Genomic DNA, 24751 nt, shown 5'->3' on the forward strand with positions numbered 1-24751 from the left:
CTGACAATCATTATAAATGAAATATACATGAAAGAGGAAATGAAGTATTGATTATATGAAAATTTGTATACAGTAGGGGAATGTATTATGAAACTTTTACAGTTTCTAAAGCGTAAAAGGAGTATGACGATTTAGGAGGAATGACGGTGTTCAAAAAAATAGCAGCAGATGCACTTGGACTTTCAGATATTGGAGTAGTTGTGCCACAAGTGGATTATGATAAAACAGATGCAGATGATTTTATCTTACATGAAATTGACGAAAAAATATATTTTTTAATTAAAACGAAGGCAGATGAGTACTGCTTTACGAATCGTGCCATGATTCATGTAGATGGCGAGAGTGCCATGAGTAAAAAAAGATTATTGCGACGCTATGACTATTCTATGTATGCCATTACAGATGTTTTTCTAGAAACAGCAGGAACAATTGACCTTGATGTCGAAATTAAGTTTACAATTGGTAATTCTCCACTATCCATCGACATCCATAAACGCTTTATTGACGATATTAAAGACCTCTATAAAGCACTACATGCTATTAGCTATGAGCAAAAACACAATGCCTATAAGCTAGAGGTAGCAGAAAAAAGCTTAAACATTGCTTCTTCATCACTTGGACGGATGGGCAATGATAACATTTCCCCATCTACGTCATTCGAGGAAATCACACGCTTTGCGAGTACTTGGATGATCGATCATAAAGATAAGTACAAAAAAGAAGATTTCTCACATATTTTTGATTTATACATAAACAATTGATAAAAATAGCTCTCTGCAAATGTGGAGAGCGTTTTTAACATATAACACTTACATAAAAATTAGAACCAGGAGTGTGACGAAAAATGACAAACGAATTGCATGTGCTTGAAAAGGAAGGATTAGAAAATGATGACTTTATACAGCAACCGCAAGCCGCTGAGACATTGTTCGTAAATGAGTTCATTGATGGTATTTTAGATCCTTCACAGAAGATGTTAGGGCCCATTAAAGACGGTGGAACGATCATTGCCAATACAGCACCTGGATGCTGGGGACCAATGCTTACACCTACTATTCGTGGGGGACACGAAGTAACAAAGCCTGTTTTTGTAGAAGGCGCTGAGGTGGGTGACGCCATCGTCATAAAAATTAAATCTATTCAGGTCACATCTCTGGCAACCTCGTCAGGTTACGATGAGGCGATTATAGATCGATTCATTGGCGACCCGTTCGTTTCTGTCAAATGCCCAGGTTGTGGCAAGTTACATCCAAGCACAATTGTCAAAGGGATAGGTCCACAAGCGATTCGCTGTTCAACCTGTGATACAGAAACGGCACCATTTAAAATGATAAACGGCTATACAATGGCCCTTGATCAAAAAGGCCAAATAGGTGTCACTGTTGGAAGAGAGGGGGCTCGCCGTATCGCCCTTGATGCTAAAAATTACATGAGAACACCTGAAAATTCTGTACAAAATCCAGTTGTTGCATTAGCACCAAGCGACCTAGTAGGTATAATGGCGAGAATGCGACCTTTTTTAGGACAGCTTGGTACAACCCCTTCAAAAGCAATGCCGGATTCTCATAATGCTGGTGATTTTGGTTCGTTCTTAATTGGAGCACCGCATGAATATGCCTTTACACAAGATGAATTGGATTTACATCGTACCGATGGTCATATGGATATAAGTAGAGTACGCGAAGGGGCAACGATTATTTGTCCTGTAAAGGTTCCAGGTGGCGGTGTCTATATTGGGGATATGCATGCTATGCAGGGAGATGGGGAGGTTGCAGGGCATACAACAGATGTAGCTGGTATTGTACAGCTACAAGTTAGTGTCTTGAAAAAAGTAGCATTGGAAGGCCCAGTGTTATTACCAAACGAAGAAGATTTACCTTATACAGCAAAGCCCTTTACGAAGGAAGAAAAGCGCCGTGCACGAGAGCTAGCAGAGGAGTTCGGTGTGAAACAGGTAGAGGAAGCATTCCCTGTATCTATGATTGGTTCTGGAAAAACGCTAAATGAGGCTACGGATAATGCAGTCCAGAGAGCCGCAAAGTTATTTGAGATGAGCGAGCCAGAAGTATTAAATAGAGCGACGATAACAGGTTCCATTGAAATTGGACGTCATCCAGGAGTTGTCACAGCAACCTTCCAAGTACCTAAAACGATATTGAAAAAGGTACGAATTTATAAGACAGTGAAAAAGCAATATGATTAATAGGTGAATTCATTCTAAAGCAAACTGTTAAAGGTTTGCTTTTTTGTATGGGTTATGGGGTGGCAAAGTAAGAATTTGTCTGAAATATGAAGTTTAGATTGAATTCTAATGTTGTGTTGATATAATAGGTAAAGTTTAAAAATGATTAGCCTAACCGAATTTAAATAGAACGTAGCATAGAAAAGTTGGTGTCGAATGACAGAGTTTTTTGGTGTGGAAAATAAAATAGAGAAAAAGAATAGTATAAAACCTTTTATATTAAAAATGAGAGGAGGGGGACATGCCCCCTCTCGAACAAATTTTGCTGATGCCATCACGGGAGCAATAGGCGGCTTAATATGTATTTTTGTTTTGCTATGGCTAACAAATTTTACAGAGGCACCTTGGCTAATGGCTTCACTTGGTGGTAGCTGTGTACTTGTATTTGTCGTCTGGAATGCACCGTTATCTCAGCCTCGAAATATTATTGGCGGCCATTTCATTTCCGCCTTTATTGGTTTGGCTATGTATGCACTATTAGGCTCGAGTATGCTGTCTATTAGTTTAGGCGTAGGGCTAACAATATTTTTTATGGCCTTCCTGGGCATTATCCATCCGCCGGCAGGTGCCAATCCTATAATTATTATTTTAGGAGGCTATGGTTGGAGTTATTTAGTAACACCTGTGTTAATTGGAGCTGTCATTATTGTATTTTTCGGATTGTTGATAAATAATTTACGTGAAAAAAGAAAATATCCACTATTTTGGTGATGGAGATTTCCATCTATGAAGTGTATTCACTTGATAGGTGGTTCTTTTTTGTTTGAGAACATTTTAGCTAGGCATATCACTAATTTTTTAGCATATTTTACTTAAGATTTGTTATATTGAAGAAAGAGTGTTAAAAACATGTATTTGAATGATAGGGGAAGATCTTTGTTGGTCGAATTTGATGGGAGGCTCCAATTTTATGCTGTTGGACTGTGATGAGCAATTATTCATGGCTTATAAACAAAAAAGTGAAAAGGGTGCTGAAAATTTACTAGCAACATGGCTGGAGGCAGAGTCAAATCTGCAGGAAGATCCAAAAATACTTGGTACTTCGCTTTCATCAAAGCTATTTTTAGTAAATGAAGAAACGGCTAAGAATATTGCCTTTTCCACAGCTCGTAAATATTGGGGTCGTGTATCAACAGAAATGCAAATGTATTTTGACAAATATGGCTTAGATGCAAAATTTGTGAATGAACGGCTCAATGCTTTTTTTTATACACAAAAAGGAAAAGAAACTTTTTTTGAGCAACTCTTTGCGCAACACACAATAGACTTAGAACGACTAATTTGGCTAGTTTTTGGGAAACGAATGCAAATAGCAATGCCAGTTAATGAACTACAAACAATTATTTTATATAAATTTCAAGATGAATATTTAGTGCATATGATGTATAAAGAGCATGCATCTTTTTGGCATTGGCTTTTTACAAAAAAGGTTTATTCACTGCTTATCCACAGACCCTTAGAGCAATTCACATTTCTTTATGAAATAATGGGACATTTTGAGCAATCTATGAAAGAAAATTGTGAACATGTGGATAACTTTGTGAATAACTATAAAACGATACTGGATAAGTGTATAACTCATGTGGATAAGCACAATGCTAGCTGTTTGGCAAAAAAACAGTTACGTCTTTATCAAATTGTTGTACACTACCGATTGGCTGAGGGAGATAATAACTGTGTGAAGGCACTTATTACGTCCTTTGAGGCGGATTGGCGCTATTCAATGTATGCATTAACGGAGAAGGAAAAAGTGTTAATAGCCTATCTACTATTTCATATAGCACATCAGGAGAAGGATAATGAATTAGTTATTCAATATGGGGAATATTTATTAGAGGATGAGCGACTTAATAATTATGCAATCGAGATAATGCTTGAATATAAAGAGTTACTACCAAATCGTAAGCCGACTCCTCCTGCAATTATTAAAAACTATGAACTAAATTTTTTAGAGAATTTGTATGCTATATTGCTGGATCATTACGTAAGAATGGGACGTTATCAAGAGGGGTTAGTCCTTTTAAAAGAGCATGTACTAGCATCCAATAAAAAAATACATGCAGCATTAGTGGAGGGGAGTTGTAGCAATGAACAATTGATTGCAATTGAGGCATATGTTCAGCAGGATATTGCATTACACGTTAATAATTCATTACAGCATATTGGGTTATCTGTGGAAGAATGGCGTCAACATTATCGCCAATCAGAGGCTCCTTATTATTTTGTAGCTCAAAGTGCCTCTCTCCATCTATTAAATATTTTAAAGATTTTATTTGTAACAGAGCACTATGAGCTTTTTGAGAAATTAATGGAAATCTACAAAAAGTATTTATTGATTGACGATCATTTTGAAAAGCTACGAGTATTTATAAGTGCATATGTATAAAAGTAGGGCTGTCCAAAAAGTTGATCTTCGGCAACTTTCTGGTACAGCCCTGTTCCATATGCAAATAATGTTAGAATGAGTTTTAGAAGTTTTCTTTCTGTGCCTTCGCTGTCTCAAAAGAAGCTTTTATTTCACTTAAAAGATCACTATCTTTTAATAAGCGATAGCCAGCTGAAGCAAGTGCTTTTGCTCCTTTTATTAAAGCTGCATCACCTTCAGGGGATTTAGCAGCTTCTCTAAATTCATTTGTATGCCCAATTAGATCGTCTGGGCCAATTTTTATATATGGATGTGCTGTTGGAACCTCGTAGCTAATATTCCCAGCATCTGTTGAACCTTTGCCTTGTCCTCGAATTGTCCAAACCTTTTCTCCTAAAGCCTCTAACTCCTCTTGTAAAATATTATCTAGTACAGGATTTAGCACAAAATCCTTTACTTCATTTTGGAATCGTTCAATTTTTACCGTTGCCCCGGTTGCTAGTGCAGCACCTTCAGCAATTGCACGTACCTTTACTGATACCTCCTCTGTTTTTTTCCATGAATCCGCACGAATGAAGAATCTTGCTGCTGCATATTCAGGAATAATGTTTGGTGCATCCCCACCATGTGTAATAATTCCATGAATTCGAACATCTGTAGGAAGCTGCTGGCGTAGAGCATTAATCCCAACAAAAAGCTGGATCACTGCATCTAATGCATTAATTCCTTCCTCAGGAGCCCCTGATGCATGTGCGGCTTTCCCGTAAAAATGAAAATCAAGTGGATCAACGGCAAGTGTTTCGCTTGTTAGAGATGTTTTTCCTGCTGGATGAATCATTAAAGCGACATCTACTTCCTTTAAATAGCCATGTGCTACAAAGCTTCCCTTTGCACTGCCGTTTGGACCACCCTCTTCAGCAGGTGTTCCTAAGACGACGACACTTCCACCGGTTTCATCTAATGTTTTAGAAAGAGCAATTCCGGCTGCGACACTCGTTGTTCCGATAATATTATGACCACAGGCATGCCCTAAACCTGGAAGAGCGTCATATTCAGCAAGAAAGGCAATTGTTGAACCAGGTTTTCCACTGTCTTTCACTGCATAAAAGGAGGTTTCATGTCCAGCAACGGCTGTGTCTACTTTAAATCCTGCATTCGTCAAGATTTCTACATGCTTTTGACTTGCGAAAAACTCCTGATTCCCTATTTCTGGATTGGCATGGATTGCCTGGCTAGTTTCAATATACAATGCTTGATTTGTTTCAATGGATTCCTGGATTAGTTCAATTCCCGATAAAGTTTTGCTCATATTTATCTCCCCCTATAGTCCTTTGCTTTGTTTTATTAACTCATCTTTTGATAAATCAACAACAATAGATCCTCCATTTGTTTCTGCCTCGACTGCCTTCATTACGTCTTCCTCATGATACAGCTCGACAATTCTCTGATATGTTTTATTATCTTGATCATCTGCTCGTGCAGCAAAAATGTTCACATAAGGTAAGGCGTTTGGATCGTTGGCATCTTCAAGATAAATGGGGTCCTTTACGGGATCAAACCCAGCTTGTCCAGCAACTCCATTATTAATAACGGATGCAACTACATCTGGTAATACACGTGGTGTTTGTTGAGCTACAATCGGTAAAATGTCTAAATCTTTCGGGTTGTCGACGATTTTACTTGGGTCACCGAAGAGACCAAAATCATCTGCCAATTTAATTAAGCCAGCTGATTCTAATAATCTTAATGCACGAGCCTGGTTGGAAGGGTCATCAGGGATAGCAATTTTGTCACCTTTTTTAATTTCGTTAACATCCTTCACTTTCTCTGAATATATTCCCATTGGAGCAATAACAGTAGCACCGATTGGAACTAAATCGACATTATTTTCTTTAGTAAATTGTGTTAGAAACGCGATATGCTGAAAGGAATTAATATCAATTTCTTTATTTGCTAATGCCTGATTCGGCAATGTATAGTCAGAGAACTCAACAAGCTCAATTTCAATCCCTTCCTTTTTAGCTTTCTCTTTTAAAATCGGCCATACTTCACCATCTGTTCCAGTTACACCAATCTTTACTTTTTCTTCTTTTTTAGCATTATCTGTAGCTGAATCAGACCCACAGGCAGCCAATGCTAATACGGCTGTTAAAACTAATAAAATACTAAACCACTTTTTCATTATTAATCTCCTCTTTCGTTGTTTTATTCAAATGAAAAATGTCCTTCTTACCGTCGCATAATTTTTCTTGATAGCTTATTCCCAATCCACTGCGCAATTTGTACAAGAATAATAAGAATAATAACGGTCACAAGCATGACACTTCCATCAAAGCGTTGATAACCATATGTCATTGCAATATGACCTAAACCGCCTCCGCCAACTGTACCAGCCATTGCAGAGAAATCTATTAAACCGACTGTCACAAACGTTAAGCCTAAAATTAACGGTCCAAGTGCCTCTGGAATTAATACAGTAAAAATAATTTGTAGAGGACTTGCTCCCATTGCCTTTGCGGCTTCAATTACCCCAGGGTCAATGCTAACTAAGTTATTCTCTACTACTCTCGCAATACCAAATGATGAGGCAATCGTCATTGGAAAGATTGCTGCCCACGTACCAATCGTTGTTCCAACAACCATTCTTGTTAATGGGCTAATGGCCACTAGAAAAATAATAAATGGAACTGGGCGAATAATATTAATTAAAAAATTTAACAATTGAAACACGAATTTGTTCTCTAAAATATTTCCTTTTCGTGTCACATATAGTAGTAAACCTATTGTTATACCAAGAATAGAACCGAAGATAAGGGTTATAATAACCATTAAAATCGTTTCACCCGTAGATTCAAAAATACGGGGCCAAAAAGTCGTCCAATCAACCTTCATTGAATTTTACCTCCTCAACAGTTACAATGTCTTGTAATTCAGTAAGAACACTAGGTATTTTATCGCTATGTCCCTCAAATGAGACGAGCAAGTTCCCATAGAACTTCTCCTGAATTTCTCGGACAGAGCCATAGACGATATTAACGTCCACATCAAATTTTCTTGTTACGCGAGAAAGGATAGGATCGCTAGCAATATCACCTTTAAAAATAACACGGTATAAATTTTTGCCGCCTTTTTTTCTCCATTCCTCTAATAGAGATGCAGATGGTCGATCTTGCTGAACCGATTGAATAAACCGTTGAGTCGTTAAATGCTGTGGATTTGTAAATATATCAAAAACTGAATTAGATTCAATTACTGCTCCATTTTCCATGACTGCTACTCTGTCACATATTTGTTGGATGACATTCATCTCATGTGTGATTAGCAAAATAGTGATTCCTAAATCCTTGTTTACTTTTTTGAGAAGGCGGAGAATTTCCCCAGTTGTATCTGGATCGAGCGCTGAGGTTGCTTCATCACAAATTAATATATCAGGGGAGGTAGCAAGCGCCCTCGCAATGCCAACCCGCTGTTTTTGGCCTCCAGATAATTGCTCAGGGTAATCGTTCGCTTTTTCTGTAAGACCAACAAAACTAAGAAGTTCTGCAACTCTTTCATTAATTTCTTTTTTAGGCACTCCCGCCAGCTTAAGTGGATAGGCTACATTTCCAGCTACCGTTCTTGAGGAGAATAAGTTGAAATTTTGAAAAATCATGCCGATTCTTCTTCTCAGCTTTCTTACCTCTTTTGGTGTGAGCGAATTAATATCAACACCTTGTACTTGAACAGTGCCGTGGGTTGGACTTTCTAATAGATTCACAAGCCGCAATAATGTGCTCTTTCCTGCACCACTAAATCCAATAATTCCAAAAATCTCTCCTTGCTGAATTGAAAGAGATACATCTTTCACTGCATTCACTTCACGATCACCAAATTTAAAGGTTTTCGCTACATTCTGAAATTCAATCATTTACTTGCTCAACTCCCTATTTAAAAATAAAGAACAAAAAGGACCTTCCTTTTGTTCTTATCGATTAAGAAAAAAGGAAGGTCCCCACTATTGAAGAAACTACTTCCTTCTCATCTTTCAAATGTAAGTACATTTGCAGGAATTGGCACGGTATTATGTTAATAACCCGCTGCCGAGACTTCATTGGGCCTGTCCCTCAGTCTCTCTGGATAAGAAGAAATTATCGTATTTAATTGTCTGTTAAGATTTAAACAATACTATAATGCTTGATGAATTATATGTCAACATTTCTTTTAAAAAGTTTTATTAGAAAAATAAATCCATTTACTGTTATAACAGCAGGAGTACATTGGTAGCCGCGTTTTTTCTAGTGAAATAATTTATGCTTATGTTACTGAGGATGTCAATGAGCAGGCAGCCATAAAAAGGTTCAATTTGAAAATTGCCTACTTCCAAATTGAACCTTTCCGTTATTCTAAAACGCCCTTTTCTCGTAAACTAGCAATTTGTTCATCATTATAGCCAAGTGCAGTTAATACTTCTTCATTATGCTCTCCAAGCTTGGCACCGACATACTTGTACTCAGGCTCAGTGCCATCAAATTTAAAGGCAGAAGCAATTTGCTGTTGCATGGTGCCATCGCTTTTTGGAATATCGACGATCATGCCGCGAGCCTTCAACTGTGGATGCTCACATGCTTCTGGAAAAGTGAGTACAGGCTCTACACAACCTTCAAAATCCTCGTTAAATACCTCAAGCCATTCCTCATATGTCTTTGATAGAAAGGCATCATGAACAGCCTCTTTAAAGCGTATTTGCGTATAGTAAGAATCATTAAAGGTATTATCAATCAACTCAGGAATGTCGAGTGCTTCACAGAGCAGTTTACGAAATTGAGGTTCTAAGCTACCGACAGAGAAGAAGCGTCCATCTTTTGTTTTGTAAAAATCATAGTAACTGCCTCCGTTTAAAATTTCTTGCTCTGGCTGTGGTACACGACCACCCCCAATAAACGCAGCACCATACATAGCATTCAGCGAAAAGACAGCATCTGTCATACTAATATCTATGAATTGTCCTTCGCCTGTTTTTTCACGATGAAGGGCAGCAGCCAGTACCCCAATTGCGGCATGCATTGTCCCTCCAGCTATATCAGCTAGTTGAACCCCCATGGAGACAGGCTTTTTATCCTTATGGCGTGAATAATCGAGTAAGCCTGCTAAAGATAAATAGTTATTATCGTGTCCAGGTCGATTGCTATAAGGTCCAGTTTGTCCGTAACCAGTAATCGCACAATAGATAACCTTTGGATTTATTTCCTTTAGAGCTTCATAGCCAATGCCAAGGCGTTGCATGACACCAGGCCGAAAACCTTCGATAATAACGTCATACTCTTGCACCAGTGATTTTACAATGTCTATAGCCTCTGGTGATTTAAGATTTAATGTAATTGATTTTTTAGATCGATTTAAATGTTGATGAATGTAAGCCTCATGATCTTCATCATAGGGAGGCATAATTCGTGTTAAATCAACGCGCTTTGAAGATTCAACATGGATGACATCTGCTCCTAAATCAGCAAAAATCATTGTCGCCATTGGCCCTGGTAGTAATGCAGAAAAATCGAGAATTTTTAACCCTTGTAAAATGCCCAAATCTTCCAACCCCTTTTTGTGTAGGCTACACGACCATCCCATTGATGGAAGCGTAGCGCTTTTCTCATAATCCCCATTGTGTGAAAAGCGTAACGTTCGATTCTGTATTAATACAGTTTATTTTATTTTAAAGAGTATTATAACAGAATAGACCTTAACTTGCCTATGCTATTTTTCATTATAAAATAAACATTTCAACTTTCATATGTCAGAATAACAATAAAAGTAAAAAAATTTAGAATTTAGATTTTTTATCAAATTTCAGACAATAGTTGTCAGTTGTTAGAATATTTAATTTAAGAAAATAAATTGTAGAATTTTGTTTACTAGCTAGCTATATGATACGACCCTTTTTATTGATACAATCCTAGTGGTGTATTGGATTCTTCTTACGCAATTTGGAAATGATACTATTACCCCATTTATTAATAAAGTATCTCTCAAAAAATACATATAAAATTAACGTAAATAGGAGAGAAGAAATGAAATCACATCAATTAAAACTAAAGCATTTAATTATGGGAGTTGCGATGGCAGCATTCTTTTTCACGAGCCTTGGTAGTGTTTGGGGCGGATACAGAATGAATATTGACTCGATAAAGGAAAATACACTAGAAACGAATAGGGTTTATGCTCAAAAATTGGCATCTACTGCGGATTCTTATCTACATGAATCTTTCCAAATATTAGGTTATAGTGCAACTCAGATACAAGCAAAGATGGACGATGCGCAAGCATTGAATCAGGAAACAGAACGTTTGAGATTGCAAAATCAAATGTTTAATTCTGTAGTAATAACAAATGCAGAAGGATTGGTTTTATCCGTCTCTCCACCATCTATTGAAATAAAGGGAGAAATTTTAACATCAATCGGTGCTAAAGAGGCGTTATCCAAAAGGACACCACTTATCTCTAAACCATATGAGGCGATGACAGGACGTCTCATCATTTTTATTTCTCATCCTATTTTTTCCGACTCCAATGAGTATTTAGGAATGATAGCAGGGACTATTTATTTAAAGGAACCAAATGCCTTTAAAACTTTACTGGGAGAGCATTATAGTAAGGACGGCTCTTACGTATATGTAGTTGATTCAGATGGACGTGTTATCTATCATCAAGACCCAAGTCGGATTAATGATGTGGTAACGAAAAATAAAGTCGTTCAATCGGTGATATCAGGAAAGAGTGGTGCTCAACTTGTTGAGAACACAGAAAGAGTGAAAATGCTTGCTGGCTATAGTACAGTCCCATCAACAGGATGGGGCGTTGTCGCCCAGAAACCTTTAGACGTAGCACTAGCCCCTTCCTTTGATCGTGTGCAGGAAGTCATTATTAAATCTGTACCCCTTATGATTCTATCTATTATCATTGTACTTTGGGCGGCAGCACGCATTGCCAACCCTTTGCAGCAACTAGCAAATTTAACGGAGGAAAGTTTAGATAAGAAAAATGTAGAAGGTTTAAAATCTGTAAGTGGATGGTACTTTGAAGCTTATTCTTTGAAGAATGCCTTGGTTCGGAGTTTATCATTTTTACATGGACAGGTCTCGTTTTTCAAGGATCAATCTACTGTTGATCCACTGACGGGAGTTACGAATCGACGTACAATGGATTCGATGCTTGCCGAATGGTTAACGAACAATGTACCACATGCAATTATTTTACTAGATTTAGATCACTTTAAAAGTGTGAACGACACATATGGTCATGCAGTAGGCGATAAAGTTTTGCAATTTTTAGCCAGTCATATGGAAGCTGTGGCTCGTGAAGGAGATGTATGCTGTCGATATGGTGGCGAGGAATTTGTCATACTGCTACCAAATACGGCAGCAGAAGAGGCAGCACAAGTGGCTGAACAACTACGAGAAATTTTGGCAACAACAGAAAGTCCATGTGGCAGACCCATAACATTATCTGCAGGAATAGCTGCCTATCCAGCAATGGCAGATTCAACAGAGGAACTAATTAAAGCAGCTGACGATGCACTATACCTTGCGAAACAAGAGGGACGCAATCAAGTAAAGGTTGCGGAAATATAAATGCAGTAAAAAATGAAACAAAGGGGCTTACAATTTTGAATTTCGGGGTAATTGATTAATGCAAACATCATTTGGGCAAGCTACTTGTAAGTCATCCGCCATATGACTTCCTAAACCATGTTCAAATGATATGTAACTCGGGTCACATCTCTTGATCGACTTGACAAGACGTAAGGTTATCCCCCTTTCCCTTATGACACCCCAAGGACGACTAGATGTATGCCTATATATCGTGAAAAGCCAAGCGAGCACCGATGCTCCTTGGCTTTTTTGTTGTGTGGATGAAGGGAATTTATTTTGTTATTAGTGAGGGTCAAACGTGGCCACAATGGTTTGAAGAGGAGAGAAGTGGTGATATCACATGGAAGAGCTCGTCAAAGTGTAGAGCCCGTTCTAAAAGTGGGAAAAGATGCTCATTAAGAAGGGCTATCATTCCAAAAGAAATAGAAAGGTGAGTCAAAATGGCGAATCACTCAGTTAGCAAACTGAAAAATTAATCACCATTTCAGAAATAGAAAGGTCATTTGATTAATCAAGAAATTTACCTGACTAATTTAGATTTATCTATGAAGGTTCGTTAGCTACGAGCCGATATAAAGAGTATGAGGAAATGATATTTGTACGTATCAAAATACATAAGCGAAAGGAAGAGTGGGATGGATAAATCTAAAATCCAAAAAGTAAATAAAGCCTTGATAGCAACAGTATTTGCTACAAGTGGGATTGCTGTTGTAGTACCTCCACCACAAAAAGCGGCAGCGGCTACTTCTCCCTTTACAGACATCGACCAATACTCAGTTCATTATAACGATATATTAAAATTATATTCTCAGGGTGTGATTAACGGGTTTGCCGATAAAACCTTCCGTCCGGATGTCAATGTAACACGTGGACAAGCAGCAAAAATGATTGCAACGGCATTAAAATTGGATATGAGAAATGTCCAAAATCCTTATTATAAAGATGTACCGAAGGGTAGCGAATTTTATAAATTTGTCGCAGCATTGCAAAACGCGGGCATTATGTCTGGGTATTCTAATGGCACATTTATGCCAAACGAAGTGATGACTCGTGGCGAATTAGCAAAAATATTAGTATTAGCATTCCATTTGGAGGTATCTCCTAGTTACAACAATATTTTTAAAGATGTAGATAGCCAATCAAGCAATGCTATCTATATTCAAACACTTATCGATTTAAATATTACTGAAGGCACAACACCTGTGACATTCTCTCCGTTTGATGCTGTAAATCGCGGACAGTTTGCTTCTTTTGTGGTTCGTTCACAAGAGAAAAAGAACAATGAAACATCTTTCAAAATCATAGATGTAGATGATGATGCCGTTTATATAAATGGTGAAGCCTATGCAGTTCCAGAAAGTCTTTCACATATTTTTAATGACGATAATGCACCTGTCTTAAAGGGTGCTTATATTGAGGGTGATCTTTCTGGTAAGAAGGTTCGATCCATCTCTAAACTAACATTAAATGCAAGCGGAACAAGCTCAAGATTCCTTGATTTTGATGGTGATTATGGTTCATTAGGTGCAACCATTGTAGTTAATGGCAACTATATTGAATTTTCGAATCTGAAGATGACAGGTACTATGTTTGTCAATGAAACAGTTCGACCACCATTGCATTTAGGTGCTACTAACAATCAACCATTATCCATTGGGCGTGTGGCGAGCAATAATATTTCTTTTATCAACTGGTCGAATCCAGATAATACTAAAGGCGATGGTCCATCTAATAACAATTCAACAAACGATCTTCAAAATTGGACGAACCAAAATCCTGATAAAGATAAGCCATTTGTCAACTGGTCAAAAGAAAAACAAGAAATGAAAAATGTTGAAAAGCATCTTGAATTTTATAACAGCACTGTTTCGAGACTAGTAGTATCACAAACAGGGACAAAAATCGAATCCAATATGAAACTACCACGTGTAGACATCATCGGAAGTGTTCGCGAATTTGAAATTCAAGGCTATATTGGAACATTAAATCTGGATACCGAAACAAAGTTAACGATCTATGGAGATGGCAATATTGATTGGATAAACTACAACAGTTATACAGATTTAGAGCTGTATATAGATGGCCGTATCGGTACTCTATATGTTGATAATTCATACGGCAAGGTTGACATTGGGGACTATACGTATATCGACAAAGTCATTTTACCTAAAGATGAATCTCCAAATAATATCTTTGATGATTTCCTAGATGATAAAGACAATATCGGAAATATCACAGATCCAGATGGCAAACCAATCGATAAAGACGAAAACGAGAATCAGAATCCAGATGATAAAACAAAGCCTATTGTAAGTATTACAAATGTCAAAGTGCTCAATGGCAGTGAGATTCAAGCAGATTTCACATCTGATGAGGTAGGTACGTACTACTATATTGTGCGTGAAAAGGGAGCAGAGGCACCTAATAAACGTGAAATGGTAAACCATCTTTCAATTGAAAACGTTGCATACGGAAGTAGTGCAGCAATCAAAGGCACAAACTCAATAAAAGTGTCAAATCTAGGTGAGAAAAAAGAATATGTCATCTACATCATGGTTGTAGACGGCTCGAAAAATGCATCTGATATTGTCTCTCAAGCATTCCAAATGAAAGATGCAACTCCACCAGTAGTTAAATCTCTACAAGTTACGCCTTTACATGGAGGAACACGTGCTGAATTCAAGTTTGCAGCAAGTGAACCTGGAGATTATTACTATTATGTACGTAAGAAAACAACAGCAGCTGACCCGACGACGGCAGATATCGTCGCAAACCCAACAGGTAAAGGGAAAGCAAAAGCTGGAGAACTTGGAATAACAGGAATTTTAACAGAATTAGATGCTGAAACCGAATATCAACTTTATGTTGTCATGAAGGATGATTCAGGCAACTTCTCGGTAGATCCTATACCTAAAGAGGCGGTTAAAGAGTTTAAAACTGGTGAGCTTGATAATATCCCACCATATGTTGTAGGTGGACAACTTGTATTACTAGATGAGATTAAAAATGAATTTTATCTAACCGTGAGTGAGGATTTAGATCCTATTTCTGCTGAAAAAATAGAGAACTATGATCTTTCAGGTACAGGGATAGTCAATCAAGGTGCACAGCAACCGATACATCCTACAAAGGTTGTCTATAATAAAGCTCAGAAAAGATTAATTTTCACCATTCCATCACTAACAGGCTTTGTAAACGGGGATAATCTAGTTGTTACAATATCACCGAATGTTAAAGATTTGGCTGATATCGAATTTGAAAATATCAATAACATTCCAAATAATACTGTTCCGCGAAACACAGCCGAATACATTCATAACGATATTGAATTACCAGTCCTCACAATTATAGGAGAACCAGTAATTAATAATACAAAGGACCAAACACTTCTTGAGTTTAATGCTTCAAAAGCAGGAACGTATCATTATCTAATTATGGAGTCAGATATAACTCTTACACGTGATGACCGCTTACGTTTAATTGAAGCTGTCCAATTAAATGAAACAAAATTTAAGGTTGGAACAGAAGAAATCGATATTGTTGGGAGCGGAGGTAATAAACCTGCTCAACTAGGAAAACAAAAGGTAGTAATCCCATTACCAACAGCAAATTTAAATCCGTTTAAGAGCTACTCTATCTATATGGTATTGCGCGATCGTTCAGGAAATGTTTCAGATATTGAGACTAGACATGTAATCGATGACCAAACACCACCGAAAATTGAAAATACATCGATAAAGATAGCTCAAGGAGATAAGAATGCTACCTTCAAATTTATGTCAGATGAAGATGGTACGTATCACTATATTCTTAGAAAAGCTGGCGATGCAACAGTTCCAGTACCTTCAAGTGCTGAGGAGGTTATTGAAAGAGGAAGAGCTAGCAATATGCGAAAGGGTACTAATGAAATTAATTTTACCTCTTTAGAACCCCATCAAAATTATGAGCTTTATGTTGCGGTAAAAGATAGATATAAAAATGCAACAATGCTTCAAGTAGGTACAGAGTCAAAAGTATATACTTTTGATGAACAGCAAAATAAAACAATTACTTTGACACCAGGCGAAACTGACAAAGGTGTAATGGCATATAAATTCTTCTCAGATGGTACACCACCAAAGGTAGAGGATCCGATCGTTAAACAGCTTGATGGAAAAACATTAGAAGTGACTTTTTCTGAGGCTATTGAATTAAAAGACTCAGATTTCCAATTAGTGAATCCTGAAACAGGCACTGCAATTACTCCTACTTATGCTTCATGGAAGTGGCAGGATAAGGTAGATGAAATTGATGAATGGAAGCCACGTAAAATGATACTAACATTTGCAAATGAAGTTACACAAAGCTTTGATATGACAATCAATGCTACCGCGAAGGATAAAGGCGGATGGGCATTCAGTAAATTAAAAGCAGAATACAAATATCCAACAAAAGTGAATACAATTACTTCAGCAACGTTAGTACCTGATATACAGTACCCAGGTGACTTAAATATTTCTAAGCAGGTTCGAGTTATTGCTAACTTAGATGCAGATATAACATGGAATCAGCATTACTATTATGCAGTTCTTTCAAAAAACCAGGGTGACTTAACAATAGCTAATATTAAAGATATTATCGAAAGAGCTGATAGCAGTAATTACACAGACATTCCTGGCGGAGGAATAATATCTTATGGTAAGGGACAAATAACAAAACCTTCAGATGCAAGTTCTGAAAAAACATTTACGGCTATTCAAACAAGCACTGATCCAAATTCTACAAACATATTCCAAAAGGATCAAAAAATATATTTATTTACGAAGGATAAATACGGAAATATAGTTTATGCGAAGGAATCTACATCTCCAACAGCTCCAAACTATGTCTTAATCCAACCTAGAACTCAATAGAATATAAGAACACTAGCTATCAATTCTAATAGCTAGTGTTTTTTATTTACTTAAACACGTTATTTTAAAAGTGGATGATAATCAATATCATTTATAATACATAGTGAAGGAGGGTGAAAGTCGACATGAATATAGAAGAACATCTACTACTCTGGAATTACGCTTCTATCAAGGTATTAGACGTTCGTCATAGAGTAATGAGGATAGGGGATACATTACAGCCTTATAAATTGCCAACAAGTGTACTTATAGTAATCACGCGTGGAACAGCGCAAGTGCATTTGGATCAAACTAATTATCACGTGATTCAGTTTCAAATGATACATAGCGGTAAAGGGGCAGCTTTAGAAATTAATCAAATAACTAATGAACTAGAGTGCTACCTTATTTTTTATAAAGGTTCTGTTCCTTATCCTGTTGGTCAAAGGATTCTTCAGCTGTTTGAGAAAAGAAATGCATTTCAAATCCAGTTTAGCTTGGTACCGAAATATCCGGTAACTATTTATGAAAAAGTGCAGCTTATGTACGAAAGCTGGCAACAATCACGGTGGCTGGAACGTTTGCAAGTTAAAACATTATTCTATCAAATTATATTAAGTATATATCAAGAGTTATGTAGCCAAGAGAGCTATGTAAAAGAAACAGATTTAGTAAGTCAAATAAAGAGGTATGTGGATGAGCATTATGCAGATTCGATAAAGCTAGAGTCTCTTGCAGAGCATTTAAATTACAGTGTATCACATATATCGGCAGTATTTAAAAGAGAGACCAACTATAGCTTTATCGAATATGTCATGCATACAAGAATGAAAAAGGCTGTAGCTCTATTAAAATCAACAAACGTGTCTTTAAAGGATATTGCGACAAGTGTTGGCTATACAGATGTTCATTATTTTAATCGTATTTTTAAAAGACATCTAGGAATATCACCAGGGAAATATAGAAAACGAGTAATGGAACAAGGCATACTAGAAGATACTCCACAAATCATCATGGAATCCTCTATTGAAGGGGAAATGTTTCAACGATATATTGTTAATGATAATCATTATCAATATAAAAAAGGAGAAAATATTCCAATGTCTCAGAAACATAAAACAAACTTTGCAGCGATAGTATTGCTTTGTCTAACACTACTATTGGGTGCTTGTTCGAATGGCACAAACCCACAGTCCAAGACACAAGGACAGACTACCGAAGTAACACAAGCAACCATCGTTTATAAGGCGGCGAATAGAGAAGTGGAGATTCCCAAAAATCCGAAACGTATTGTAGTTGTAGCAGACAGTTATGCGGGTTATTTATTGGCATTGGGCATTAAACCTATTGGTATGTCTGATTTTGCGTTAAGTAATCCTTATTTTGAAGGTAAAATAGATGGCATTGAAAGTATTGGTGACAACAAATCGATTGAAAAAATCTTGGAATTGAAACCAGATTTAATTATTGCTTTTGATGGCATGGAAGGCTTTGAAAACTTTGAAAAGATTGCGCCAACTGTTGGCATTAAGTATGGCGCCATGAGTTACCGTGAACAATTAGTAGAGTTTGGTAAGATGCTTAATAGAGAAAAAGAAGCCGCTCAATGGATAAATAATTGGGATGAAAAAATTGCCGACAACAAGTCAACTATCCAAGAGGTTGTTGGAGATCAGACCGTTTCTCTAATGGGTGGTACTGACAAAGAGGTTTACATATATGGTGATCATTATTCTAGAGGTGGAGAAATTATTTATGGGGAGTTCCAGCTAAATGCGCCAGCCTTGGTTCAAAAAGAAGCACTTGAGTCGAAAGAATGGGGAGTTGCATTTTCCATTGAACGTTTGCTGGATTATGCAGGAGATTTTATTTTTGTAGAAGATACAGCACTTGCATTTCTAAAGGAAAGTATTTTATGGAATGAGCTACCTGCGGTGAAAAATAACAAGGTCACTATATTAGATAGTGATGCTTCCTACTTTAATGATCCCGTTTCATTAGAGAAGCAGCTTGATATTGTAGTAGAAGCCTTTAACAAAATGCATAAAAATGAATAACATGAATATTTTCGGAAGCCAAACTACCATCAATGTAGTTTGGCTTTCATTTGAGAATCATTTTCAATTATAATGATAGTAGTAAAAAAGATAGGTAGGAGGAATTATGTGCATTATGAATGTTGATGACCATATATACCTGTGGGATCATGCTGCTATCAAAGTGCTAGATGTTCGGCATCAGATTATGAGGATGGGAGAAACATTACAGTCTTATAAAATGCCAGCTAATGGCTTTATTTTTGTTTCTCGAGGAAGGGCGCAAGTTCAGCTCAATCAAATCGAGTATATTATTCAGCAGTTTCAAGTCATACATGGTAGCAAAGGGACTATTTTAGATATTTTTCTAACGGAGGATGAGTTGGCGTATTATTTGATTTTTTATAAAGCGACCATGCCTAATCCTATGCGCCCGGAAGTATTACGCCTAATGGATAAAAGTAATCCATTTCAACTGCAATATAGCTATATACCCAGTTACCCGATTGCTATTTTTCACAAAGTTAAATTGATGGAGCAGGAGTGGAGGAAGTCTGGTGGAATAGATCGCTTTCATGTGAAATCATTATTCTATCAATTTGTTCATAATCTGCTACAGCAACTACATAGCCAAGGTATAGATATGATGAAGCCCGACCTTGTAGGACAGGTAATGAAATATTTACAAGAGCATTATGCACAGGCTTTGACACTAGAATCTATTGCAGCCAATTTGAATTATAGCGTTCCTTATTTAGCGTCCATTTTTAAAAAGAAAACGGGTTATAGTGTAATTGACTATTTGATTCAGATTCGCCTTGATATAGCGGCAAATTTATTAGTAGAAACGGATGCCACATTGAAGGAAATTGCCGAAAATGTGGGCTATAAGGACCCTTATTATTTGAGCCGTCTTTTTAAAAAGCATAGGGGTGTTACGCCATTACGCTTTAGAAAACAAGAAAGAAAAAATGCTATACATCGTCCTCAAAATAGCATTGAATCGTCCATTGTTTGGAGACCAATATGGCGATATATTGATAGTGATAATCATTATCAATATAAGCGAGAGGAAGTTATACATATGCATAGAGGTTCAAGAGCTTCATTCACAGCAATGGCACTACTTTGTATTACGTTACTATTATCAGCATGTACGGGAGGTACTGTTAATCTAAACAATGAAACTACTGGACAAAATCAGACTGTAGTAGAAAGTCAGTCAGCTAGCTCTTCTGAGACAAGGGTTTACAAAGACCTTCAAGGGACAGAAGTAGACATTCCTACAAATCCAGAACGAATTGTCCTTCAGGGTAATGCAATTGGTGATTTAATAGCATTAGGTATAGAGCCTGTTGGGGTAGATCGTCGTTTCATCGAGAGCGGTGTTTTAGAAGATAACGGGAAAATTAGTTCAACAGATATAGGCTTTCCAACAAATTTAGAGAAGGTACTGACGTTAAAGCCCGATTTGATTATGCTGTCATATATTATGGATAATGAGGTCGAAGAAGCTTCTAAAATTGCACCAACCGTTGTTTTCGATGGTATGCAGCCATTAAAGGATCGATTCCCAGTCGTTGCTGATATTGTTGGTAAAAAGGAAGAGGGAGAGCAGCTACTGAGGAAATATAATGAAGATGCCGATGCAATGTGGGAACAGCTTCGCGCAGATGGTAAGGTGACTGAAGGAGAAACGGCTGTCGTATTCCAATTTTTTTGGAATAAAAAAATGTTCGTGATGAAAACAGGCGGAGTAGCAGGCTTGCTGTATCAAGACAAAGGATATACTATGGACGAAAAGGTACAGGCATTACAGCCAAATAGTGGGCCATATATTGAAATTACTAAAGAAACACTGCATGAGACACTTGTGGGTGATCAATTATTTGTATTAATTTCTGGAGATAAAGAGGCACAAAAGGCATTTGATGAATTAACACAAGAGCCATTGTGGAACTCCTTACCTGCCGTGAAGAACAATAAAGTTCACTTTATTGAGGATAAATGGAATTATGATGATATGACAACAAGTAACATGCTGTTAGAGGAATTTCCAAATATACTGAAAAAATAAGTAAACTAGAAAGGCTCGGGGAAATCCTTAGCCTTTTTTGTGTTTGCTAAATAAAGGCAGACGTTATCAAATCATCATCCAGCAGGGGCAATAGATAGTAAAGAGGACTATCAAAACTGTTAGAGAAATAGCTGGCTTTTCTAAAGAATTAAATACGATAAACTATGAAAGTCAAGCAATTATAGTTATCTATATTTGCTTGACTTGTTGTTGAAAAAAGGTAATGTCAACGGCATAATAAGCAATTTGGTAAGGCGAGGGGTTGATTTCCGTTCCGCCAGCGTCCTTTCCAGGGGGCGTCCGATGAGCCGCTTCACTCACTGCGTTCGCTCCAGGGTCTCCTCTGTGATGCTAAATCCCCTAGGAGTGACGCTGGCTCCACTCCAATCAACCATTCTGCAAAAGTGTCTTTTCCTGAACAAAATAGCCATTAAAAGTGATGTGTGACAACACCCCTCCATAAAAGAGTAATGAATACCTTCCCTTTTTTGCTAAAAAGTTAACATTTTTATTTTATGGATTGGAGTGGAAGGCTACTTGACTCCCGTGGGATAGCGAGACAGGCGAGCCCCTGCACGGAGCGGTAGCGGAGGAAGCGGCTCGGCGCTCGCCCATAGGAAAGCAAGTAGCCTGCAACGGAAATCCTTTTTCACCTTTCACATAAATTCTATGGATGGTTTTGTTTTTCAACACTAAGTCAAGCAATTATAGTTATCTATATTTGCTTGACTTTTAATGATAACTATTATCAATTATAATGACTCTATAATGATTGTTTCAATTATATTAAGGTGGATGCAAAATGTATAGATTAATGGACACAGCAATAATTGAATGGAAAGAAAAGGTTAATACATATTCACTTCATACAAAATTTCCAACCTTATTAGCTTGCGGCGTTGCTACCAAAATTTCCTTAGATGGAAAATGGTTATGTTTAGATAAAAATGAAATGATATATCTTAGTGCGGGAAAAATAGCAAAGTTAGAAAAAGCAAATCACCAAGTTGTTCATTTATACATTGTATCTTTTCAAATGTACAGTCTTACTGAAGAAAATGCTGATTTATTGCTTTATCGTGTCGATCATAAACAATTGCCTGCCCATGGCTCAATTGCTAGTGTAGAAACATTATCGTATCGTGCTGTTACTCTTCTTCAAGAACTTGTAGGTGAGATAGACGTAGGTGAACAGCATTTTCATAGTAGACAAAATTTTTTGTTGGAGGAAATATTACATTTATTTATCCAAGCTTTAAAGCCGTATAAAGAGAAAGTAGATTTGATTATGCGAGAAGCTCTAGCATATATCAATCGCCATTATGATCAAAATCTAAATCGATCACAATTAGCAGAGCTTATGGGTTTTAATCCAAGTTATTTTTCAAGATTGTTTCAACAACAAATAGGGCGTAGTTTCTCGAACCATTTGATGAGAGTGAGAATAGACAAAGCCAAAATGTATCTTCTTTCAACGGATGCCACATTGAACGAGATTGCGAGAAAAGTTGGCTATACAGATGGACTCTATTTAAGCCGAAAGTTTAAACAAATTGTTGGTGTATCGCCAAGTGAGTATCGGTATAGACCAAAGCCGAGACGTATTGTAGCATTCCAATATAGTGGTGATTTACTTGCTTTAGGCATACAGCCAATTGCTGCTCCTTTTACACCATGGGAAGTATCACCGCTTATACATCGTGAGCTTAGTGGTACGATTGATCTGGAGCAAGATAGAACTCATCAACTGGAGAAAATGGACATCGACCTAATCATTGTGCCTGAATATTTATATTATTGTCCAGGCAAGTTAGAAAAATTGGAGCAACTTGCACCCATTTTGGTTTTGCCATGGAATCAATTAGATCGACTTGAAGAAGTTAAGCTTATAGGGAAAATTCTTGGATGTGAGGCAGAGGCAACGATGTGGGTTGAGCATTATCAATCCATTACACATACAGCAGTTGCTAAGCTCGAATTCATTATACAACCTCATGAAACAGTAGGTTTATATGAGGTATGGGAGGATCATACAATATGTATTTGGAATACCACTGCAAGAGCTACCTTTAATTTATATAATGGCTTAAAGTTAACTCCTCCTCCACGTATTCAGCAAGAGGTGCTAGAAGTAAATAGTCATCTTTTTATAGAGGGAAATATATTGTCTGACTACGCTGCTAACCACATGTTTGTTGTCCTCACAGAAGATTACTATCAAGATTTCCCAAATAAGTTATTAAAGCATAAAGCTTGGAAGCAGCTATTTGAAGATCCAACAAGGAGCATTTATCCAATTAAGCTGAATGATTTTTGGTGCAATGATGGATTAACGCTAGAAAAACAACTTAGTATTATGCTAGAAAAGCTATATAATCATTAATAATGAAGCCAATGTCACTTTTGTCCATATGCAAGTTCTCACATTTTGAAATAGACGATTGAAGAAGAGACCATTACGATAAGGATATTGATTGAGAAAGATTATCATTATCGATAGGAGTGGAACAAATGGTCAAGGCTAGGCAAAGAATTTGGATAGGGTTAATGATGCTACTGTTGATTTTAATTGTTTTAGGTGGCTGTAGCAAGGCGACAAAAAGCAATTCAGAAAGCCCTCAGTCAGAGTCAAAAAGTAATTCAGAAACAGATACAAAAATTATTAAAACAGTTGATGGTGATGTTGAAATACCTGCCAATCCTCAACGAATCGTTACGCAAGGGTATTTAGCAAATTTTTTAGTTTTTGATGTTAAACCAGTCGGTGCACCATATTGGGAAATGGAAAGCCCTTATACTATGGAATTAAGTGAAGGGATCACAGATATTGGTCAAATTGATGGAGGCTCGGTTGAAAAAATTTTATCACTTAAACCAGATTTAATAGTCACGGTTGGAGGAGATGAAAAATTAAATGAGCAATTCCGTAAGATTGCCCCAACATTGGTCATCCCTTATGGTACATATCATGAAGTTCATGACGAAATGAGAGCTTTTGGGGAGATTTTAGGAAAAGAGAAGGAAGCCGAAGAATGGCTAAAAGAATTTGATAAAAAAGTAGCGAAGGCAAAGGACTCTATTAAAGGGTTAATTAGAGAAGGAACGACTTTTTCTCTTATGGGTCCGTTTGGAAAGGATTTTTATGTCTATGGTGATGGTGTAAATCGTGGTGGACAAGCAATTTATCAGCAGCTAGGTTTAACACCACCGAAATTAGTACGCAAGGATTTAATTGAGCCAAAAATTAATGCACTGAGTATTTCACAGGAAAAGATTGCAGATTATGCAGGTGACTATATCTTTTTAGACATTTCAGGAGAAGCGGAATTTGATGAGAATGACCCTGTATGGTCAACGATTGATGCAGTTAAAAATAATAAAGTATTCTACTTAAATCCCGAACGTTTCTGGCCATATGATCCAATTGCAGTGGAATCACAGGTTGAAGAAATTGCTAAAATGTTAAAGAACCATTTAGAGCAAGAGAAGTAAATGCTACAAAAAAGCCCAAGTGGATAAATTACCACTTGGGTCT

The 24751-nt window shown here is 37.1% G+C and carries 15 protein-coding genes and 1 riboswitch; of the genes, 10 read left to right on the plus strand and 5 right to left on the minus strand.

Annotated features, from left to right (window positions below; all coding sequences use genetic code 11):
* Positions 1–146 precede the first annotated feature (146 nt).
* The 4 genes from MHI04_RS00975 (at position 147) to MHI04_RS00990 (ending at position 4628) form a co-directional block, all read left to right on the plus strand.
* A complete protein-coding gene (locus MHI04_RS00975; protein WP_342535273.1) occupies positions 147–761 on the plus strand; it encodes a PH domain-containing protein in 615 nt (204 codons plus the stop codon).
* Between the two features lie 83 nt (positions 762–844).
* Complete coding sequence (locus tag MHI04_RS00980; RefSeq protein ID WP_058845258.1) at positions 845–2203, plus strand: acetamidase/formamidase family protein; 1359 nt, start codon at positions 845–847, stop codon at positions 2201–2203.
* Between the two features lie 195 nt (positions 2204–2398).
* On the plus strand, positions 2399–2953 hold the full coding sequence (locus MHI04_RS00985; protein WP_036124979.1) for an HPP family protein: 555 nt from the start codon (positions 2399–2401) through the stop codon (positions 2951–2953).
* Between the two features lie 229 nt (positions 2954–3182).
* Positions 3183–4628: a hypothetical protein gene (locus MHI04_RS00990; protein ID WP_342535275.1), complete on the plus strand. Its 1446-nt coding sequence runs from the start codon at positions 3183–3185 to the stop codon at positions 4626–4628.
* 82 nt (positions 4629–4710) lie between these two features.
* Here the strand turns inward: MHI04_RS00990 and MHI04_RS00995 are convergent, their stop codons facing one another.
* The 5 genes from MHI04_RS00995 to MHI04_RS01015 form a co-directional block, all read right to left on the minus strand.
* Positions 4711–5916, minus strand: a complete 1206-nt coding sequence (locus tag MHI04_RS00995; protein WP_036124984.1) for a M20 family metallopeptidase — start codon at positions 5914–5916, stop codon at positions 4711–4713.
* A gap of 12 nt (positions 5917–5928) precedes the next feature.
* Positions 5929–6789, minus strand: coding sequence for a MetQ/NlpA family ABC transporter substrate-binding protein (locus MHI04_RS01000; protein WP_058845259.1), 861 nt, complete (start codon positions 6787–6789; stop codon positions 5929–5931).
* Positions 6790–6836: 47 nt separating this feature from the next.
* Positions 6837–7499: a methionine ABC transporter permease gene (locus MHI04_RS01005; RefSeq protein WP_036124987.1), complete on the minus strand. Its 663-nt coding sequence runs from the start codon at positions 7497–7499 to the stop codon at positions 6837–6839.
* The gene (locus MHI04_RS01010; RefSeq protein ID WP_058845260.1) at positions 7489–8514 is read right to left on the minus strand and encodes a methionine ABC transporter ATP-binding protein; all 1026 of its coding nucleotides are present in this window, start codon (positions 8512–8514) and stop codon (positions 7489–7491) included. Before MHI04_RS01010 ends, MHI04_RS01005 begins: the two co-directional genes overlap by 11 nt.
* Before the next feature lie 107 nt (positions 8515–8621).
* Positions 8622–8730: riboswitch (SAM riboswitch) on the minus strand.
* A 254-nt stretch (positions 8731–8984) separates the two neighbouring features.
* Positions 8985–10169 carry a CaiB/BaiF CoA-transferase family protein gene (locus tag MHI04_RS01015; protein WP_101966944.1) on the minus strand — a complete coding sequence of 395 codons (1185 nt, stop codon included), beginning with the start codon at positions 10167–10169 and terminating at the stop codon, positions 8985–8987.
* A gap of 482 nt (positions 10170–10651) precedes the next feature.
* Here MHI04_RS01015 and MHI04_RS01020 point away from each other — a divergent pair, with 482 nt between their 5' ends.
* The 6 genes from MHI04_RS01020 (at position 10652) to MHI04_RS01045 (ending at position 24708) form a co-directional block, all read left to right on the plus strand.
* Positions 10652–12211 carry a sensor domain-containing diguanylate cyclase gene (locus tag MHI04_RS01020; protein ID WP_036128290.1) on the plus strand — a complete coding sequence of 520 codons (1560 nt, stop codon included), beginning with the start codon at positions 10652–10654 and terminating at the stop codon, positions 12209–12211.
* A gap of 656 nt (positions 12212–12867) precedes the next feature.
* Positions 12868–17124, plus strand: coding sequence for an S-layer homology domain-containing protein (locus MHI04_RS01025; protein WP_342535276.1), 4257 nt, complete (start codon positions 12868–12870; stop codon positions 17122–17124).
* Between the two features lie 125 nt (positions 17125–17249).
* Positions 17250–19160, plus strand: coding sequence for an AraC family transcriptional regulator (locus MHI04_RS01030; protein WP_342504267.1), 1911 nt, complete (start codon positions 17250–17252; stop codon positions 19158–19160).
* A gap of 115 nt (positions 19161–19275) precedes the next feature.
* Entirely contained in the window at positions 19276–21216 is a 1941-nt protein-coding gene (locus MHI04_RS01035; protein WP_342535278.1) for an AraC family transcriptional regulator, read from the plus strand.
* Positions 21217–22018: 802 nt separating this feature from the next.
* The gene (locus tag MHI04_RS01040; protein ID WP_342535279.1) at positions 22019–23599 is read left to right on the plus strand and encodes a helix-turn-helix domain-containing protein; all 1581 of its coding nucleotides are present in this window, start codon (positions 22019–22021) and stop codon (positions 23597–23599) included.
* Between the two features lie 128 nt (positions 23600–23727).
* On the plus strand, positions 23728–24708 hold the full coding sequence (locus MHI04_RS01045) for an ABC transporter substrate-binding protein (RefSeq protein ID WP_342535280.1): 981 nt from the start codon (positions 23728–23730) through the stop codon (positions 24706–24708).
* Positions 24709–24751 lie beyond the last annotated feature (43 nt).

Source organism: Lysinibacillus sp. FSL K6-1151, from assembly GCF_038630755.1.
GTDB classification, from domain to species: domain Bacteria; phylum Bacillota; class Bacilli; order Bacillales_A; family Planococcaceae; genus Lysinibacillus; species Lysinibacillus fusiformis_D.

What these genes read in the sequence shown, in the direction of transcription:
- MHI04_RS01030 (WP_342504267.1), top strand. Translation starts at nt 17,250, where the DNA reads ATGAATATAGAAGAACATCTACTACTCTGGAATTACGCTTCTATCAAG.
- MHI04_RS01000 (WP_058845259.1), bottom strand. Translation starts at nt 6,789, where the DNA reads ATGAAAAAGTGGTTTAGTATTTTATTAGTTTTAACAGCCGTATTAGCA.
- MHI04_RS01040 (WP_342535279.1), top strand. Translation starts at nt 22,019, where the DNA reads ATGTATAGATTAATGGACACAGCAATAATTGAATGGAAAGAAAAGGTT.
- MHI04_RS00995 (WP_036124984.1), bottom strand. Translation starts at nt 5,916, where the DNA reads ATGAGCAAAACTTTATCGGGAATTGAACTAATCCAGGAATCCATTGAA.
- MHI04_RS01045 (WP_342535280.1), top strand. Translation starts at nt 23,728, where the DNA reads ATGGTCAAGGCTAGGCAAAGAATTTGGATAGGGTTAATGATGCTACTG.
- MHI04_RS01025 (WP_342535276.1), top strand. Translation starts at nt 12,868, where the DNA reads ATGGATAAATCTAAAATCCAAAAAGTAAATAAAGCCTTGATAGCAACA.
- MHI04_RS01010 (WP_058845260.1), bottom strand. Translation starts at nt 8,514, where the DNA reads ATGATTGAATTTCAGAATGTAGCGAAAACCTTTAAATTTGGTGATCGT.
- MHI04_RS00985 (WP_036124979.1), top strand. Translation starts at nt 2,399, where the DNA reads ATGACAGAGTTTTTTGGTGTGGAAAATAAAATAGAGAAAAAGAATAGT.
- MHI04_RS01020 (WP_036128290.1), top strand. Translation starts at nt 10,652, where the DNA reads ATGAAATCACATCAATTAAAACTAAAGCATTTAATTATGGGAGTTGCG.
- MHI04_RS01005 (WP_036124987.1), bottom strand. Translation starts at nt 7,499, where the DNA reads ATGAAGGTTGATTGGACGACTTTTTGGCCCCGTATTTTTGAATCTACG.
- MHI04_RS00980 (WP_058845258.1), top strand. Translation starts at nt 845, where the DNA reads ATGACAAACGAATTGCATGTGCTTGAAAAGGAAGGATTAGAAAATGAT.
- MHI04_RS01035 (WP_342535278.1), top strand. Translation starts at nt 19,276, where the DNA reads ATGAATGTTGATGACCATATATACCTGTGGGATCATGCTGCTATCAAA.
- MHI04_RS00990 (WP_342535275.1), top strand. Translation starts at nt 3,183, where the DNA reads ATGGCTTATAAACAAAAAAGTGAAAAGGGTGCTGAAAATTTACTAGCA.